Source organism: Pelagerythrobacter marensis, from assembly GCF_036700095.1.
Classification (GTDB): domain Bacteria; phylum Pseudomonadota; class Alphaproteobacteria; order Sphingomonadales; family Sphingomonadaceae; genus Pelagerythrobacter; species Pelagerythrobacter marensis_A.
Genome location: NZ_CP144918.1, coordinates 2,398,190 through 2,414,738 on the forward strand (window position 1 = coordinate 2,398,190; position 16,549 = coordinate 2,414,738).

A 16,549-nucleotide genomic window follows, 5' to 3' on the forward strand; every position below is an offset into this window, starting at 1 on the left:
CGGTTCGATCCTCGCATCGATCGCTGCCCCGCCTATGAAGCGATGGGGAATCGCGCGTGAATCGCTTGCCCCCGGGTTCGTGTCCTGCCATTGCGCCCGGCGAACGGACCTGATCGATGCATGGCTTTGCCAACCCCAAACGGTTCCTCTCCCTCGCTCGCTGGCTGACTCCACTATTGCTTGCGAGCGGGCTCCTGCTGTCTGCAGGAGCTTTGGCGTGGGGCCTTTTTGCCGTTCCACCCGACCGCTTGATGGGGGAAACGGTGCGGATTCTCTTCCTCCACGTCCCGGCGGCATGGCTGGGCATGGGCGGGTGGGCCGCTATCGCGCTGGCAAGCGCCGTATTCCTGGTGTGGCGCCATCCGCTGGCCGATCTCGCGGCGCGGGCGGCGGCCGTACCCGGCATGGTTTTCACGGCTGTATGCCTCGCCACAGGCTCGATCTGGGGGCGACCGACCTGGGGCACCTGGTGGGTATGGGACGGCCGCCTGACGTCGATGCTGGTGCTGCTGTTTCTATACCTGGGATATATCGCGCTGGCGCAGGCCGTTGCGCGGGAAGGCGGGTCGAGCCGGATACCGGCGATTTTCGGGCTGGTCGGTGCGATCAATATCCCGATCATCAACCGCTCCGTCGTCTGGTGGAATTCGCTGCATCAGCCGCCCAGCATCACCGTGGGCAAAAGCGCCATCGATGCCGAATTCCTCGTCCCTCTCCTGATTGCCGTGGCCGGATTTTCGCTGATATTCGGCGGTGTCGTACTTGCGCGGATGCGCGCGCTACTGGGCGATATCCAGGCGGATGCGCGCCTGCGGCGCAAGGCGAGCGAGGCGGCGTGATGCGCGAAGGGCTGGACCAGTGGGACTTCGTGATCGCGGCCTATGCGGTCGGGATCGTGGCGACCCTGGCCCTGGTGGTCTGGGCCTGGCGGGACATGCGCCGGGCGGAACGCCGACGTGACGAGGCGCGCCGCAAATGACCGCATTTCCCGATCGGATGAAGGCCAAGCATCAGCGGCTCGTGCTCGTCGCGATCGCGCTCGTCGCGCTCGTGTGCGCCGGGCTCCTTGCGGCCTGGGCGCTGCGCAGCCAGGCCAGCTATTTCTACGTGCCGGAGCAGATCGCGGCCGATCCGCCGGAAGCGGGGCGCGCGGTGCGCCTGGGGGGGATGGTCGAAGAAGGCTCGATCCGGACGTTGCCCGACGGTGTGACCACGGCATTCGTCGTCGGCGACGGAAAGGCGCGGGTCCCGGTGCGCTTTGCCGGGATTCTCCCCGATCTGTTCGTCGAGGGGTCGGGCGTCGTGGCGGAAGGCCGGTTGAATATCGATGGCACTTTCGTTGCCGACAATCTCCTCGCCAAGCACGACGAGAACTACGTCCCGCGCGAATTGCGGGAAATGACCGAACATCAGAAGCGCGAAGTCGTCGCCGAAACGGAGCAGGGCGCTTGATCGCGGAACTCGGCCTGGCCGCGCTGTGGCTGGCGGCGGCGCTGGCTGCCTTGCAGCTCTATGCCGGCGCCATGGCCCAGCGAGGCCACGCCGGCGGGCTGGCCGTGCTCGTGCGCCCGGCCGCCATCGTTCAGGGGCTGGCCTGCGCCTTTGCCTTTGCCATGCTGCTGTGGCTGTTCGCCATCACCGACTTGTCGGTCAAACTGGTCGCCACCAATTCGCATTCGGCCAAGCCGCTGCTTTACAAGCTGACCGGAGCCTGGGGCAACCACGAAGGCTCGATGCTGCTGTGGGTCGCTGTAATGGCCCTGTCCGGCGCGCTGATCGCGCTGGTGGAGCGCCGCTTGCCCGAACGGACGATGCTGGCCACGCTGGCCGCGCAGGCTTTTGTCGGCCTGGGCTTCTATGCCTTTCTCATCTTCAGCTCCAACCCGTTCGAGCGCCTTGTGCAGCCAGCGGCGGAAGGGCTGGGCCTCAATCCCCTGCTCCAGGATATCGGCCTCGCGCTCCATCCACCGACGCTGTACTTCGGCTACGTCGGGCTGTCGGTGGCGTTCAGCTTCGCCGTCGGCGCGCTGCTGACGCGGCAGGTCACGCCCGAATTTGCGCGGGTGATGCGGCCCTGGGTGCTGGGCGCCTGGGTCTTCCTGACGCTGGGGATCACTGCCGGATCGTATTGGGCCTATTACGAGCTGGGCTGGGGCGGCTGGTGGTTCTGGGACCCGGTCGAGAACGCTTCGCTCATGCCCTGGCTGGCGGCGACGGCGCTGCTCCATTCGGCGAGCGTGCTCGCCGCCCGCGACGCCTTGCGTGCCTGGACGATAATGCTGGGCGTCGTGGCGTTCTCGATGTCGATGCTGGGCACGTTCCTGGTCCGCTCCGGCATTCTCACCAGCGTTCATGCATTCGCTGTCGATCCCCAGCGGGGGACGTTCATCCTCGTGCTGCTCGCTCTCTACATCGGCGGGGCGCTGGTGCTGTTCGCGCTGCGTGCCGCCTCGATAGCGGAGGGCGAGCGCTTTTCCGCGACGAGCCGCGAAGGCGCGCTGGTGTTCAACAACGTCATGCTCACCGCGATTCTGGGAATTGTCCTGCTGGGCACGCTCTATCCCCTGTTGACCGAGGCGTTCGACGTGCGCGTCTCCGTCGGGCCGCCCTATTTCAATCCGGCCGGTGCCTTTTTCGCGGTCCCCATGCTGCTGGTCATGGCGGTGGGGCCCTTGCTGCGATGGCGGCGCGACAGTCTCGGGCGCATTCAGCGTCCGATCGTCCTATGCGGCGTGATTGTTCTGGCTACCACGGTCGCCGCGCTGGCGATAGGAGAGATGAGCATTCTCGCCCTGCTGGGCCTGGCGCTATCGGCTGGGCTGGCAGTGGCCAGCCTCCTGCCGCTGCGCGGAAGGAGGCTGCGGCGGGTGCCTTTGGCCGTGTGGGGCATGGTCGTGGCGCACTTCGGACTGGCCGTTGCCGTGTTCGGCATGGCGAGCGAAACGGCTTTCTCGCAGGAACGGCTCGCTGCGGTGACGGTCGGTGAAACGGTCCGGGTCGGTCCGTGGCAAGTGACGCTGACCGAAGTTCTGCCGAACGCCGGGCCCAACTGGACGGCGATCGAAGGCCACCTTGCCGCCAGCTATGCCGGCGGCGCTCCGGTCGAGTTGGACCCGCAATCGCGCAGTTTCTGGGCCCCGGTTCAGCAAACGACCGAGAGCGCGCTCGCAACCCGGTGGAACGGCCAGCTCTATGCCGTCGTCGGCAGCGAAGCCCGGGAGGAGGGGGCAGAGGCGCGATGGCAACTGCGCCTGTGGTGGAAACCCTTCGTGACCTTCATCTGGTATGGCGGCGTTCTGGTGGCGCTGGGCGGGGCGATCGCGCTGGTCGGGCGGGTCGGTGCCGATCTCAGGCGGCGGACCGTTCGCAGACGCGCGGCCGAGCGTCGTGCGGAAGGGACGGCATAATGCGTTGGTGGTGGATACCTCTCCTGCTGTTCGCCTTGTTCCTGGGTGTCGCTGCCTATCAGCTGACGCAGCCCAAGGACGAATTCGTGCCCAGCGCGATGATCGGCGAACCTTTGCCCGCGTTCGACTTGCGGCCGGCGCTGGAGGGAATGCCCGGTCTTTCCAGCGAGGATTTGCGCGACGGGAAGCCGCGCCTGCTCAACATCTGGGCCAGCTGGTGCGTCCCGTGCATTGCCGAAGCTCCGCAGTTGGAGCGTCTGCGCGACGAAGGGGCCGAAATCGTTGGCGTTGCGATCCGCGACCGGCCGGAGGATGTTGCAGCGTTCCTCTCGCGCTATGGCAATCCCTATACGCGTATCGGGGCCGACGATCTGTCCGAAGTGCAACTGGTGATCGGATCGTCGGGCGTGCCGGAAACGTTCGTGATCGACGGGGAAGGGCGGATTGCCTATCAGCACATCGGCGATATTCGGGCCGAGCACGTTCCCCGTCTGCTGGCGGAATTGCGAAAGGCCGGGGAATGAAGCGGTTCTGCGCCCTGCTTGCCCTGGGATCGCTCGTTTCGCCGGTTGCGGCGCAGGATGATGTGCCCCCGGCGCCCTATGCCTATCGCCAACTCGCCGACCCGGAGCAGGAGGCGCGAGCACAGGCCCTGATGGAAACGCTGCGCTGCCTGAAGTGCCAGAGCCAGTCGATCGCCGACAGCGACGCCCCGATGGCGGGCGACATGCGGCATCAGGTGCGCACACGCATTGCCGCGGGGGAGGAACCGGAAGCGATCCGGGCCTGGCTCGTGGCGCGTTACGGCGACTATGTCAGCTACGCTCCGGCGATGAGCGAAACCACCTGGCCGCTGTTTGCGATTCCGGTATTTCTGGCCTTGGTCGCCGCGGCGATCCTGTGGCGACGCCTGCGGGGCTCGCCATGAGCTGGCTGCCCGCCATCGCGCTGGCAGCGGCGCTGTTCCTCTTCGCCGCCTTTGCGCTCCGCCTGCCGCGCGGCGCATGGACGGCGTTCGCCTCCGCCCTGGGGTTCGGACTGGCAGGCTATGCTTTTCAGGCGCAGCCCGGTCTGCCGTCCGCCCCGAGAGTTGCCGCGCCCGAGGCGAACGAGACGAATGCCGCCATGATCGAGGCGAGGCGCACACTGTTCGACTCGTTCCTGCCGCCGAGCAAGTTCGTGATCGTCGCCGACGGCTTCGCCCGGCGGGGCCAGTATGCCGATGCGGCCCAGATTCTGCGCGGCGAAGTGCGCAAGGATGCCGGCAATGCGGAAGCCTGGGTGGCGCTGGGCAATGCTCTTGTGGAACATGCCGAAGGCAATCTGACGCCGGCCGCCACATATGCTTACGACCGGGCTGCGCAAGTCGCGCCCGGACATCCCGCGGCCCCTTATTTTCAGGGGCTTGCGCTGTTGCGGACCGGGCAGATCGACGAGACGCGGGCGCTCTGGGCCGATGCGATCGCGAACGCGCCGGAAGGCGCGGAATGGCTGCCGGAAATGCAGCAGCGGCTCGACCGGCTCGACGCTCTCATTGCGGCTCTGGGCAGGAACTGACCGCCCATGCGCCGTCCATGTTGCAGGCGCGAAGGGACGGTGCTAAGCGCCGCCGCCTTTGCAAAGGCGCATCGAAGGCAGCTCCGGGCAGAATCGGGAACGCCGTTTATATGAGCGAGACTTCCGTTTCACAGGAACCTGTGCCTTCGGGCGGCAGGCAGGCGGGCGCCCACGGCGCCCCCTCGTCCAAGGCCGCGCTGGCCGTGGGCGCGATCGGCGTGGTCTTCGGCGATATCGGCACCAGCCCGATCTACGCCTTCCGTGAAACTTTCGTCGGGCCGCACCCGCTCGCGCTCGACACGCTCCACCTTCTCGGTGTTCTCAGCCTGATTTTCTGGTCGATGACGATCGTCGTCTCGATCCAGTACGTCACGATCATGATGCGGGCCGACAACAAGGGGCAGGGCGGCACCCTAGCCCTGGTCGCGCTGATTTCGGGCCGCGTGGGCCGGACCGGCTATGGCTGGGCCGCGGTCATGCTGGGGGTGTTCGCGACCGCGCTGTTCTACGGCGACAGCATGATTACGCCCGCCATCTCGGTCCTTTCCGCGGTGGAAGGGCTGACGACGGTGGAAGACAGCTTCGAACCTTTCGTCGTGCCGATCGCGTTGGTCCTGCTCATTGGGTTGTTCCTGTTGCAACGGCGGGGCACGGCCAAGGTCGGGCGGCTCTTCGCGCCGGTCATGCTGATCTATTTCAGCGTGCTCGCGATCCTGGGCCTGATCCAGATCGTCCAGAACCCCGGGGTGCTCGCGGCGCTCAATCCCTGGTACGCCGTCCAGTTCTTCATGACCGACAAGCTCCTGGCCTTCCTGGCCCTCGGCTCGGTCGTGCTGGCGGTAACGGGGGCGGAAGCGCTCTATGCCGACATGGGCCATTTCGGCCGCGGCGCGCTGCGGATCGGGTGGTTCGGGTTCGTCATGCCCTGCCTCCTGCTCAACTATTTTGGCCAGGCGGCGATGATCATGGGGCTGGAAGCGGCCGCGGCGGCCGATGCGATCCGCAACCCGTTCTTCCTGATGGCGCCCGACGCCTATCGCTTGCCGCTCGTGCTCCTGGCGACATGCGCGACCTTCATCGCCAGCCAGGCGGTCATCACCGGGGCATTCTCGGTCACCCACCAGGCGATCCAGCTCGGTTACGTCCCGCGCCTGTCGATCCTGCATACGAGCGAGACCGAGCACGGGCAGATCTATATTCCGTTCGTCAACTGGGTTCTGATGATCGCCGTCATCCTGCTGGTGCTGACGTTCCGCAATTCGTCGAACCTGGCGAGCGCCTATGGCATCGCGGTGACCGGCGCGATGCTGATCGATACCTGCCTGATGGCGGTCCTGTTCATCGCGGTCTGGCGCTGGAAGATGTGGATCGTGATACCGGCTGCCGCGCTGTTCTTCGTGTTCGACGGCGCCTTCTTCGGCGCCAATCTGACCAAAGTGCCCGACGGCGGGTGGTTCCCGCTGCTGGTCGGCGCGATCGCCTTCACCTTCCTCACCACATGGTCGCGCGGGCGCAAGCTGATGCGCGAGCGGATGAGCGAAGTCGCATTGCCGATCGAGATCTTCGCCAAGTCGGCCAAGAACAGCGCCATCCGCGTGCCGGGCACGGCCATCTTCATGGCATCGAGCACGGCCGGCGTCCCTTCCGCGCTGCTGCACAATATCAAGCACAACAAGGTGCTGCACGAGCGGGTCGTGATCCTGACGGTCGAGATCGCGGAAGAGCCCTACGTCGATCCCGAATACCGCAGCGAGTTCCACGATCTGGGCGACGGCTTCTACCGCATGGTGCTGCACTACGGCTTCATGGAAGAAACCGACGTGCCTGCCGCGCTCAAGCAGGTGAAGAGCTGTGGCGGGGCGTTCGACATGATGAACACCAGCTTTTTCCTCAGCCGCCAGACGCTGTTGCCTTCGCGCAATCCGAGCATGATGATCTGGCGCGAGAAGATCTTCTCGTGGATGTTGCGCAACGCGGCGACGGCGATGGAGTTTTTCCGTCTGCCGACCAATCGCGTGGTCGAACTGGGCAGCCAGGTCGAAATCTGAGGCGTCGGTCCGCGACCGGCGGTCAGGCGGTCAGGCCGTCGGCGGCGGCGTCTGCTCCTCTTCCTTCACCCCTTCGGCGGCGAGCCCGTGCCGCAGGAGCATCGGGATCTGGGTGAAAGTGAAAAGGAAGCTGAGCGGGAGGAAGACCCACAGCTTGGCCCAGAGCCAGGATTCGAACGACAGCGTGGCGCGAAGGACCTCGTTCAGGCCGGCGAGGGCGAAGAAGAAGAACGCCCAGTTGCGCGACAGTTTGAGCCAGCCCTGCGCGTCCAGCCCTTCGAACGCGGCGCCGAGCAGGATTTCCAGCAGGGCCTTGCCGCGCAGCCACCCGACGATCAGCGCACTGCCGAACAGGACATAGATCACCGTCGGCTTGATCTGGATGAAGCTTTCATCGCGCAGCCAGATGGTCAGCGCACCGAAGCCGACAATCAGCGCGGTCGAAAGCCACAACATCGGCGAGACGCGGCCGAATTTCCACTTCGAGAATCCGAGAGCGAGAACGGCGGCAAGCATGAAGGCGACCGTGCCCCGGATAACAGCGGCAATCTCGCCCAGCGCACTCGATTCTGCGGGCGCGTAGAACTTGTAAACGCCCAGGAAGACCAGCAGCGGCCCATAATCGACGAGGATGTTGAGCCAGCCCGATTTTTGCTTCGTTTCTTCCATCAGGCCACTCCTGCGATAACGCGCGCGACCAGGTCGGGATCGAACGGCCGGAGGTCGGAAATCTTCTCTCCCACGCCGATCGCGTGGATCGGCAGGCCGTATTGCTCCGCTGCGGCAACGAGCACACCGCCGCGTGCCGTCCCGTCGAGCTTGGTCATGATCAGACCGGTCACCCCGGCCACTTCCCGGAAAACGTCGATCTGGCTGAGCGCGTTCTGCCCATTGGTCGCGTCGAGAACCAGGACGACGTCATGCGGCGCCTCCGGATTGAGACGGCCGAGCACGCGGCGGATCTTGGCCAGCTCGTCCATCAGCTCGCGCTTGTTCTGAAGCCGGCCGGCGGTGTCGACGATCAGCGCATCTGTCCCGCGGTCCGTCGCGGCCTTAACCCCGTCGAAAACTACCGATGCCGGGTCGCCGCCTTCGGGGCCGCGAACGATCGGAGCATCGATCCTTTCCGCCCATGTGGCCAGTTGGCCGATGGCGGCGGCGCGGAACGTGTCGCCCGCCGCGAGCATGACGTCGTAGTCTTCTTCCTGAAACCAGTGCGCCAGCTTGGCGATGGTGGTGGTCTTGCCGCTGCCGTTGACGCCGATCACCAGGATCACCTGCGGGCGCGGGAAAGCGACGATCTCCAGCGGTTTTGCGACCGGGCGCAGGATCGCGGCGATTTCCTCGGCCACCGCCTCCTTCAGCTCGCGCTCCGAGATTTCCAGGCCGAAGCGTTTCTCCGACAGCCGGGCGCGTATCCGTGCCGCTGCAGAGGGTCCCAGGTCGGACAGGATCAGCGCGTCCTCGACATCGTCGAGCGTAGCATCGTCGAGCTTCGCCGTGCCGATCACGCCGGTGAGATTGGTGGAAAGGCGGTCCGATGTCTTGCGGAACCCGGCAAAGAGACGTTCGCTCCAGCTCGTCTCGCTCATAGGAGCAGGCCTTTCTCGTGTCGCTGGGGAGTGAGGGTGACGATGGCGCCTGCGGCAACGCCGGCGGGAAGGGCGTGGCGGGCGAAAGTGTCGGAATAACCGGTGCCGTCGCTTTCCGCGAGCACCGTCTGCTCGCGTCCGACCAGGGTATCAAGCCACGCGTCCCGCACGCGCGTGACTTGCTCGCGCAATTCGGCCGCGCGCTGTTTCACCACCTGCCGATCCACTTGCGGCATCCGTGCAGCGGGCGTGCCCGGGCGCGGCGAATAAGGAAAAACGTGACCGTGGACGATCCCGAGTTCTCGCACGATCGACAGATTGTCCTCATGCGCGGCATCGCTTTCCGTCGGAAAGCCGGCAATCAGGTCTGCTCCGATGGCGATCTCCGGCCTTGCCTGCTTGAGGCGTCGGACCAGCGCCACTGCGTCTCCGCGCAGGTGCCGCCGCTTCATCCGTTTGAGGATCAGGTCGTTGCCGTGTTGCAGCGAAAGATGCAGGTGCGGCATCACGCGCGGTTCGCTGGCGAAAAGCTCGAACAGAACCGGATCCACTTCGATCCCGTCGAGCGAAGACATGCGCAGGCGCTGAAGTTCGGGAAAGGTCTCGAGGATCGTGGAAACCAGCCGGCCCAGCGGCGGCTTGCCGGGCAGGTCGTGTCCCCACGAGGTGACGTCGACTCCGGTCAGCACCACCTCGGGCGCGCCTTGGTCGAGGTGACGCTCCACCTCGTGCAGAACTTGCGCGATGGTGAGCGAGCGGCTCGGGCCGCGGCCTTGGGGGATGATGCAGAACGTGCAGGCGTGATCGCACCCGTTCTGGACCGCGACGAAAGCCCGGGTGCGTCGTGGCGGCGGCGGCGTGGTGCGTTCGGGAGCATTCCATGCCCGCGGATCGAGTTTGCGCTCGTTCGCGATAAAGCCGTCGATCTCGGGCATAGCGGCAAGCTGCTCGCGCTCGACCTCGGCCGCGCAACCGGTAACCAGCAGCCGCGCATCGGGCCGTTCGCGGCGCGCGCGGCGAATGGCCTGACGGGTCGTGCGCACCGCCTCGGCCGTTACGGCGCAGCTGTTCACCACGACCACCTCGCGCTCGCCGGAAAGCATTGCGCGAATGCGCTCGCTCTCGGCGATGTTGAGCCGGCACCCGAGCGAGATCACCTCGGTCCCGGCCGTCATGCGAAATGGCTCCATTCGAAAGTGCCGCGATAGGCTTCGGTTGCTGGGCCGGTCATGGCGATCCGCTCGTCCTCGCCCCAGGCGATCTGCAACGGCCCGCCCGGCAGGACCACCTCGACCTCGCGTTCGACCAGTCCGCGCCGCATGGCGGCGACCGCCGTGGCACAGGCGCCCGTGCCGCAGGCCCGCGTGAGGCCCGCGCCGCGTTCCCACACACGCAGTCTGATGCGCGTGGGCGTCTCGATCGTGGCGACGTTGACGTTGACGCGGCGGGGGAACAGCGGGTCGTGTTCGATTGTCGGCCCGAGATCCTCGAGCGGAACGGCATCGCAATCGGGGACGAAGAAGATCGCGTGGGGATTGCCGACGTTTACCGCTGCGGGGTTCTCCAGACCATCCCAGCCGACCGGCATGGAAAGGGTGTCCATCGCGTAGGAGAGCGGAATATCGTCCCACCCGAACCGCGGCACGCCCATGTCCACGGTGACACCGTATTCGCCGGGCCTGGCGTGCAGCAGTCCGGCCGCGGTTTCGATCGTCGCCGGGGCGCCGTGAAGCATGACCACCGCCCGGGTGGCATTGCCGCAGGCTTCGACCTCGCCGCCGTCGGCGTTGACAATGCGCATACGGAAATCCGCATTGTCGGCAGCTTCCAGAACGATCAGCTGGTCGCAGCCGATTCCCGTTCGCCGGTCGGCAATACGGGCGGCGATAGCGGGCGTCATCGCCGGGATCGCCTCTTCCCGCGCGTCGAGCACGACGAAGTCGTTGCCCAGGCCATGCATCTTGATGAACGATACCCGCATTGCCCGGCGCATCTATGCGTCGTGCGGGGGCGCGTCCAGTGCCATGGTCCGGTCAGGCTTTCTTGCGCGGCGCCTGTTCTGCCAGTTCGGGCGCGTTCGCGCCGTGCCTCGGGCCGGCCGGTGCCGCCAGGCGACCGAGCCCTTTCAGCCGTTCACGCACTTCCTCGATCGTTTCGGGGCGTCCATAGATGTAACCCTGCCCCTTGAGCTGCCCGAGCGCGCGCAGATTGGCGAGGATCGCGTCATCCTCGATCCCCTCGGCGGTGATCGGCATGCCGAGCCCCTGGCCCAGCGAAATGATGGCGTTGACGATCTGCGCGGTACCGCCCTCGCGCCCGATCTCGCCCACGAAGCTGCGATCGATCTTGATCCGATCGAACGGAAGAGAGCGCAGTTGCGCGAAACTGGAATAGCCGGTGCCGAAATCGTCGAGATTGACCTTGATACCCTGGTTTCTGAGACTCACGATCATCGAACGCACGAGGGGGACGTTCTCGTGCAGGCAGCTTTCGGTGATCTCGATCTCGAACCGCTGCGGTGGGAAATTCGCCTTCACCAGCAGTTTCAGGAGACGTTGCGGGAACCACGGATCGTTGAATTGCAACGGCGAGATATTGACCGATAGCGTCAGGCTCGGATCCCAGTCTCTGGCATCTTCCAGGGCTCGCTCAATCAATTGTTCCGACAATTCGGCGATCACGCCGATGCTTTCGGCAACGGGAATGAACACCTCCGGCGAAACCAGGCCCAGTCGCGGCGAGTGCCAGCGCGCGAGCATTTCGAAGCCGGTCAGTTCGCCGCTTTCCAGGTCGATCTGCTGCTCGTAGTACGGCAGGAATTCACCGGCCGCGAGGCCTTCGCGAATGCCGGTTTCGAGCGAGTTGCGAAACTGCAACTCGTCTTCCATCTGCGATTCGAACCAGTAATATCCGTTCTTTCCGCACTTCTTGGCGTGATACATTGCGATATCGGCGCGATGCATCAGCTCCTGCGCGTCGAGCGGTGTGTCGCGCGCGGTATCCGCCGGCAGCGTGGCCGCTATGCCGACCGAGACGGTCGCTTCGACTTCGCGATCTGCAATGGCGATCGGTTGGGCAATCGTGTCGATCATGCGCTGCACGAGGCGGTCGAGCTTCTCAGGTTGTGTGGCGTCGTAGGACAGAACGCAGGCGAATTCGTCCCCCCCGAGCCGGGCCACCAGCGTATCGCGCGGCATCAGCGCGACGATCCGCCGGGCCGTTTCGCGCAAAACCTCGTCGCCCGCGACGTGGCCGTTGATGTCGTTGACGCGCTTGAAATTGTCGAGATCGACCATGGCGAAGGCGACCCCGTTCCCGGCCGGGGCATGGAGCGCGATCAGGTCGTCGGTGGCCGGGGGCAGGCTGCGGCGATTGAGGCAGCCGGTCAATGGATCGGTTTCGGCCAGCATGCGCGCCTTTTCCTCTGCCGCCTTGCGATGGCTGATCTCTTCCACCAGCTCGCTGTACCGGCGCCAGCCGAAGATGATCAGCGCGATGTTCAGCAGCAATGCGTTGACGAGAAGGACGTCGGGCGCTTCGCCCACCCCTGTCCAGGAGCCGATGACTTTCGGGAGAACCGCCCCTCCGGTCCCCACGAACATGAGGATGGCGGCCACGGCGATGCCGATCGCGACGAGATCGCGCTCGGCCCTCTGGCCCGTCTCCCGGCTTGTGCTGTCCGCTGCCATATCTCCGGCGGCCCGACGCCGCCCCGCCCCTCGTTGTTGTTCGCAGCGCTTATGCGCCCACGGGTTAAAAGATAGGTTAACCAACCCTTCGGACCGTGACGGGGCGTGGCGCTGGCGCGGCAATGCGAGGTTCGCTATCGCGGGAGCCCGATTGAACGAACACAACTGCAGGAGCGCCGGCGTGCCGCGATACTGGCTGATGAAATCCGAACCCGACGTCTATGGCTGGGACGACCTGGTGGCCGAGAAGGAAGGGACCTGGGACGGCGTTCGCAACCACCGCGCCAAGAACAACCTTGCGGCGATGAAAGTGGGGGACCTGGCGTTCTTCTATCATTCCAATATCGGGCTCGAGATCGTCGGTATCGTCGAGATCAGCGAAGCGGGAATAGCCGATCCCACCGATCCCGAAGGCAAGTGGGCGGCTGTGAAAGTCGTGCCGCGCGAAAAACTGCCGCGGGCGGTGACGTTGAAGGAAATCAAGGCCGAACCAACGCTTTCCGAAATGGAGCTGGTCCGTCAATCGCGACTGTCCGTGTCGGAAGTGCGCCCGGATGAATGGAAGAAAATTCTTTCAATGGCAGGCGCTTAAGCCACGGAACCGCCCGCTGTGTCGGTGGTTGGTTGGGCATTGCGGCGCGCAATTGCGCCGCTGGAGAAGCAGGAGACCGATCATGGGCGAGATGAAAGACAAGGCCAAGGGAATGGGCAACGAGATTGCCGGAAATGCGAAACAGGCAGCTGCGGAAGCGACCGGCAATCCGCGTCTGGACGCCGAGGGCAAGGCTCAGGAACGCAAGGGCGAGGCGCAGAACCTGTCCGGGAAGGTGAAAGGCGCGCTGGGCGACAAGGTCTGAAGGGTTCATTCCCCCGCACACTCATGGGGCCGCCCGCCGGGCGGCCCTTTCGCATGGTATCGCGCGAGCACCGGTCTCGCTGTCGCAAGTGTCTCGCAATGCGACGCTTTGCAAAGCGCGGGAGCATAATGGTTAGTAAAGCGTTAACGTCGCTATCATGCGCCGTTGCCTTGTTCTTACCGATGAAGCCGCCCGTCACCCTTTCCGGGCGAGCCTTCCGCCGCACGTCTGCAGCCTGAAAGAAAAATCGGAAGAGGAGGTGGCAAGCTGGCGCGTCACGCTCGCGGACGTGCGGGGCTTCGCTTCTGCCTACGTCGCCTGCGTCGTGGCCGCCATCGCCTTCATCGCATGAGAAGCGGTCATCTTGCAGCCGCGGCCTTTTCCGCGTCGTAGAGCTTCTTTCCAAGCCAGCTGGACACGAGGCACATCGCCGCGCTGAGCAGCAGCTGGTCGACAATGGCGATATCCACCGCGCTCAGTCCCATAGCCAGCAGCGCCCCGCCGACCATCGCGCCCGAGTTGACGATATTGTTGGCGGCTATCGTGCGCGCAGTCTGGGTCTTGGGGACGAAGGTCGTCAGAAAGGCGTAGAGCGGCACGACGAACATTCCGCCCGCAATTGCAATGCCCAGCAGGCATAACAGCGCCGCGATGGCGAGCGGCTGCGCCATGAACTGCCCCACATCCATCAGGCTTTCCTCCGGAGCGGGCGTCCAGGCCCGGCATACGAGATAGAAGGCGAGCACGAACAGCGCCATCACGATGACCGATGCCGGCGAATAGCGGGCCGACACCGTGCCTTTGAGCAGCGCGTTCACCGAAACCGATCCGATCGCCACGCCGACCGAGAAGATGACCAGGAACAGGCTGGCCACTTCCTTGCTGGCGGTGAGCACGTTCTTCGCCAACGGGGGGAACTGGATGAACAGGACGGCGCCGATGGTCCAGAAGAAGCTGATCGCCATGATCGCCAGGAACACGCGGCGATCGTCGCTCGTGGATCGCACAAGCTTGAACATGGAGACAAGCTGGTCCGCAATCAGGACCGGCCCGAAGGCAAGGGCAGTGAACACGGGGCCCCGGCCCGAGCGCCGAAGCGGATCGAGAAGGGGGAAATCGAGTTCGTTGATCGCCCCCTGCGGCGGCGCCGGTGGAACGAACTGCGAGGTGATGAAGCCGAGCACCGCGATCGCGACGACCACGCCGGCCGCGACTTCGACCGGGATCCATCCTGCCAGGATCGTGCCGAACAGGATCGCCAGATAAGTGCCGGCTTCGACCAGGCCGGTGCCGGCCAGAACTTCATCGGGGTGCAAGTGCTGAGGCAGGATCGCGTATTTGATCGGCCCGATAAACGTCGAATGGACGCCCATCGCGAACAGTGCGGCGAGCAGCAGGGGAATCGCCATCTCGGCCGCCGCGGCGGGCGGACGGAACAGGCATGTATCGGCCGGACCGGCCGCGCATTGCACGGCCTGCCATGCGATGAGCAGACCGGCTGCACCCACGATCATGATGCCGATTTCGCAAGCTTTCACTATTCGGATGATGCGGGCCTTGTCCCGCATGTCGGCCAACTGGCCGGCAAGCGCGGACAGCACGAAGAAGGGCAGGATGAACACGCCCGACGCGACGGCGCTGAACAGCGCCTCCTCCGCCTCGGAGTTGTAGACGCTGTAGACCACGAACAGCACCATCGCGGTCTTGTAGAGATTGTCGTTGAAAGCGTTGAACAGCTGCGTGACGAACAGCGGCAGGAACCGCCGGCGCCGCAAGATGTGCGTCGATGTTGTCATGCGGCTCCATGCGCCCTTGCCAAGTCCCGGCACGCTGTAAAGCACGCGAGGATGCGGACAAGGGTTAATCCGGCTTTTGCCCGGGGCGGGGACGCGCTAGGAGGGAACTGCCGTGCTGAACCTGCCCAACATTCTCACGCTCTCGCGAATCGTCACCATTCCGCTGCTGGTGTTCCTCTTGTGGTGGCCGGGCTGGGCCTTCGGCTACCTCCTGGCATTCGCGCTCTATTGCCTGATGGGGATTACCGACTATTTCGACGGCTATCTGGCGCGGGCGAGCGGGACGGTGTCCAAGCTCGGCGTGTTTCTCGACCCGATTGCGGACAAGATCATGGTCGCCGCCGTCATCCTCGTGCTGACTGCGCAAGGCTGGCTGCGCGGGCCGGTGGCGGGCGATTTTCACGTTATCGCAGGGCTGATCATCCTCATGCGCGAGATCGCCGTCTCCGGGCTGCGCGAATTTCTCGGGCCCCTGCAGGTTTCGGTCCCGGTCAGCAAGCTCGCCAAATGGAAGACGGCGGCGCAGATGGTCTCGCTCGGCGCGCTGATCCTGGCAGGGGCCTTGCCCGGCTGGAACATGCAACTGGGGGATGCCATCTTCAACGTCCCTCACCTTACCGGAATCGTGACCTTGTGGACGGCGGCGGTGCTGACGTTGGTGACCGGTTGGGACTATCTTCGGGTCGGCATCAGACACATGGACTGACGGTGCCCTGCGCCGCCGCCGTCAAGGCATCGCGATAGGCGCTTCGCACGCGGCGCGAGCTGCGGACCGACGGGCCCGGGGATGGGGGCGATACGCGGAGTGCCGGGGAAGCGCTGCTCATGAATTCGCTCGTGAGATTTTCGACTTCGGCCAACGTGGCTTTGCTGGCGCGGGCGAGATCGGGAAGAAGCCGCAGATCGAGGTGAGTCAGGCCGAACTGGAACAGTTCGCGAAAGGCCACCCGCTCCGACAATCCCTGGCCGATACGGAAATCCTGCTGTTCCGCCAGTTTGGACAGAGCGGCATCGATCCGCTCGATCTGCCGGCGTTCGCAGCTGCGCACCCGGTTCTTGGCAACCAGCCAGTCGACAGGAGCGAGGCCGATGCGCCGCCGTGCGCTGCGCAGATCGGCCACGGTTCGCCCGAAACAGGTCACAAGGCCAGGACGGCCCGATACCGGATCGATCCGTCCGAAAACCTGCAGATCGACGAACGAGGCGTTGATCGGGGTCACCAGCGTTCCTGCCATGGCGACGGCGCGACGGAAAATCGGGCTGTCGGCGCCCGGCGCGTCGAGCACGATGTAATCGGCGTTGGCGTCGAGCCGGGTCACTTCCTGCTGGAGCTGGGCGGCGGAAGGGTGGTGCAGGACGGCATGCCGGGGCATCGGCAGATCGACGTGCAGAACGCGCGCCGTGCCCTCGCGGAACGACAGGCTCTGATCGAGCGTGGCCTGCCGCGAATCGAGATCGAGCGCGACCACCCGATATCCGGCGTGCGCCAGGGCGACGGCGCAGTGGAAGGCGAGCGTCGACTTGCCGACGCCGCCTTTCTCGTTTGCGAAAGTGATCACCCGGCCGACGGGAAGGTGTGCAGCCACGTCGGCGACTACGACCT

The 16,549-nt window shown here is 65.2% G+C and carries 18 protein-coding genes; 11 read left to right on the forward strand and 7 right to left on the reverse strand.

Annotation, left to right across the window (positions count from 1 at the left end):
* Positions 1-116 precede the first annotated feature (116 nt).
* The 8 genes from ccmC to V5F89_RS11395 all read left to right on the forward strand — a co-directional run bounded on the left by ccmC (position 117) and on the right by V5F89_RS11395 (position 7,012).
* On the forward strand, positions 117-839 hold the full coding sequence (gene ccmC / locus V5F89_RS11360; RefSeq protein WP_338445747.1) for a heme ABC transporter permease CcmC: 723 nt from the start codon (positions 117-119) through the stop codon (positions 837-839).
* Positions 839-979 (forward strand): hypothetical protein, encoded by a 141-nt coding sequence (locus V5F89_RS11365; RefSeq protein ID WP_338445748.1) that lies wholly within the window; start codon positions 839-841, stop codon positions 977-979. Before ccmC ends, V5F89_RS11365 begins: the two co-directional genes overlap by 1 nt.
* Positions 976-1,452, forward strand: coding sequence for a cytochrome c maturation protein CcmE (gene ccmE, locus V5F89_RS11370; RefSeq protein WP_425334354.1), 477 nt, complete (start codon positions 976-978; stop codon positions 1,450-1,452). The genes V5F89_RS11365 and ccmE overlap by 4 nt, the downstream gene beginning before the upstream one ends.
* Entirely contained in the window at positions 1,449-3,407 is a 1,959-nt protein-coding gene (locus V5F89_RS11375; RefSeq protein ID WP_338445749.1) for a heme lyase CcmF/NrfE family subunit, read from the forward strand. The genes ccmE and V5F89_RS11375 overlap by 4 nt, the downstream gene beginning before the upstream one ends.
* Entirely contained in the window at positions 3,407-3,931 is a 525-nt protein-coding gene (locus tag V5F89_RS11380) for a DsbE family thiol:disulfide interchange protein (protein WP_338445750.1), read from the forward strand. Before V5F89_RS11375 ends, V5F89_RS11380 begins: the two co-directional genes overlap by 1 nt.
* Positions 3,928-4,335 (forward strand): cytochrome c-type biogenesis protein, encoded by a 408-nt coding sequence (locus V5F89_RS11385; RefSeq protein WP_338445751.1) that lies wholly within the window; start codon positions 3,928-3,930, stop codon positions 4,333-4,335. Before V5F89_RS11380 ends, V5F89_RS11385 begins: the two co-directional genes overlap by 4 nt.
* Positions 4,332-4,964 (forward strand): cytochrome C biosynthesis protein, encoded by a 633-nt coding sequence (locus V5F89_RS11390; RefSeq protein WP_338445752.1) that lies wholly within the window; start codon positions 4,332-4,334, stop codon positions 4,962-4,964. Before V5F89_RS11385 ends, V5F89_RS11390 begins: the two co-directional genes overlap by 4 nt.
* Positions 4,965-5,074: 110 nt before the next feature.
* Positions 5,075-7,012, forward strand: a complete 1,938-nt coding sequence (locus V5F89_RS11395) for a potassium transporter Kup (RefSeq protein ID WP_338445753.1) — start codon at positions 5,075-5,077, stop codon at positions 7,010-7,012.
* Between the two features lie 30 nt (positions 7,013-7,042).
* Here V5F89_RS11395 and V5F89_RS11400 read toward each other — a convergent pair whose 3' ends face one another.
* From V5F89_RS11400 to V5F89_RS11420, 5 genes are read right to left on the reverse strand one after another with little or no spacing between them, the layout of a single operon-like run.
* Complete coding sequence (locus V5F89_RS11400) at positions 7,043-7,681, reverse strand: inner membrane-spanning protein YciB (protein ID WP_338445754.1); 639 nt, start codon at positions 7,679-7,681, stop codon at positions 7,043-7,045.
* Positions 7,681-8,604, reverse strand: coding sequence for a signal recognition particle-docking protein FtsY (gene ftsY / locus V5F89_RS11405; RefSeq protein ID WP_338445755.1), 924 nt, complete (start codon positions 8,602-8,604; stop codon positions 7,681-7,683). Before ftsY ends, V5F89_RS11400 begins: the two co-directional genes overlap by 1 nt.
* Entirely contained in the window at positions 8,601-9,779 is a 1,179-nt protein-coding gene (locus V5F89_RS11410) for a MiaB/RimO family radical SAM methylthiotransferase (RefSeq protein ID WP_338445756.1), read from the reverse strand. The genes ftsY and V5F89_RS11410 overlap by 4 nt, the downstream gene beginning before the upstream one ends.
* Positions 9,776-10,585 carry a diaminopimelate epimerase gene (dapF, locus tag V5F89_RS11415; protein WP_338445757.1) on the reverse strand — a complete coding sequence of 270 codons (810 nt, stop codon included), beginning with the start codon at positions 10,583-10,585 and terminating at the stop codon, positions 9,776-9,778. The genes V5F89_RS11410 and dapF overlap by 4 nt, the downstream gene beginning before the upstream one ends.
* A 52-nt stretch (positions 10,586-10,637) precedes the next feature.
* Positions 10,638-12,293, reverse strand: coding sequence for a putative bifunctional diguanylate cyclase/phosphodiesterase (locus tag V5F89_RS11420; protein WP_338445758.1), 1,656 nt, complete (start codon positions 12,291-12,293; stop codon positions 10,638-10,640).
* A 199-nt stretch (positions 12,294-12,492) separates the two neighbouring features.
* On the opposite strand from V5F89_RS11420, the gene V5F89_RS11425 reads away from it, so the two are divergent.
* Both V5F89_RS11425 and V5F89_RS11430 read left to right on the forward strand, forming a co-directional pair.
* Positions 12,493-12,885 (forward strand): EVE domain-containing protein, encoded by a 393-nt coding sequence (locus V5F89_RS11425; RefSeq protein ID WP_338447571.1) that lies wholly within the window; start codon positions 12,493-12,495, stop codon positions 12,883-12,885.
* An 82-nt stretch (positions 12,886-12,967) separates the two neighbouring features.
* The gene (locus tag V5F89_RS11430) at positions 12,968-13,150 is read left to right on the forward strand and encodes a CsbD family protein (protein WP_338445759.1); all 183 of its coding nucleotides are present in this window, start codon (positions 12,968-12,970) and stop codon (positions 13,148-13,150) included.
* 359 nt (positions 13,151-13,509) lie between these two features.
* On the opposite strand, the gene V5F89_RS11435 is transcribed toward V5F89_RS11430, so the two are convergent.
* Complete coding sequence (locus V5F89_RS11435) at positions 13,510-14,946, reverse strand: MFS transporter (protein ID WP_338445760.1); 1,437 nt, start codon at positions 14,944-14,946, stop codon at positions 13,510-13,512.
* A gap of 112 nt (positions 14,947-15,058) precedes the next feature.
* Between V5F89_RS11435 and pgsA the strand changes: the two genes are divergently transcribed.
* A complete protein-coding gene (gene pgsA / locus V5F89_RS11440; protein ID WP_338445761.1) occupies positions 15,059-15,652 on the forward strand; it encodes a CDP-diacylglycerol--glycerol-3-phosphate 3-phosphatidyltransferase in 594 nt (197 codons plus the stop codon).
* Here pgsA and V5F89_RS11445 read toward each other — a convergent pair.
* Positions 15,636-16,532, reverse strand: coding sequence for a division plane positioning ATPase MipZ (locus V5F89_RS11445; protein WP_338445762.1), 897 nt, complete (start codon positions 16,530-16,532; stop codon positions 15,636-15,638). The genes pgsA and V5F89_RS11445 overlap by 17 nt on opposite strands.
* Between the last annotated feature and the right edge of the window lie 17 nt (positions 16,533-16,549).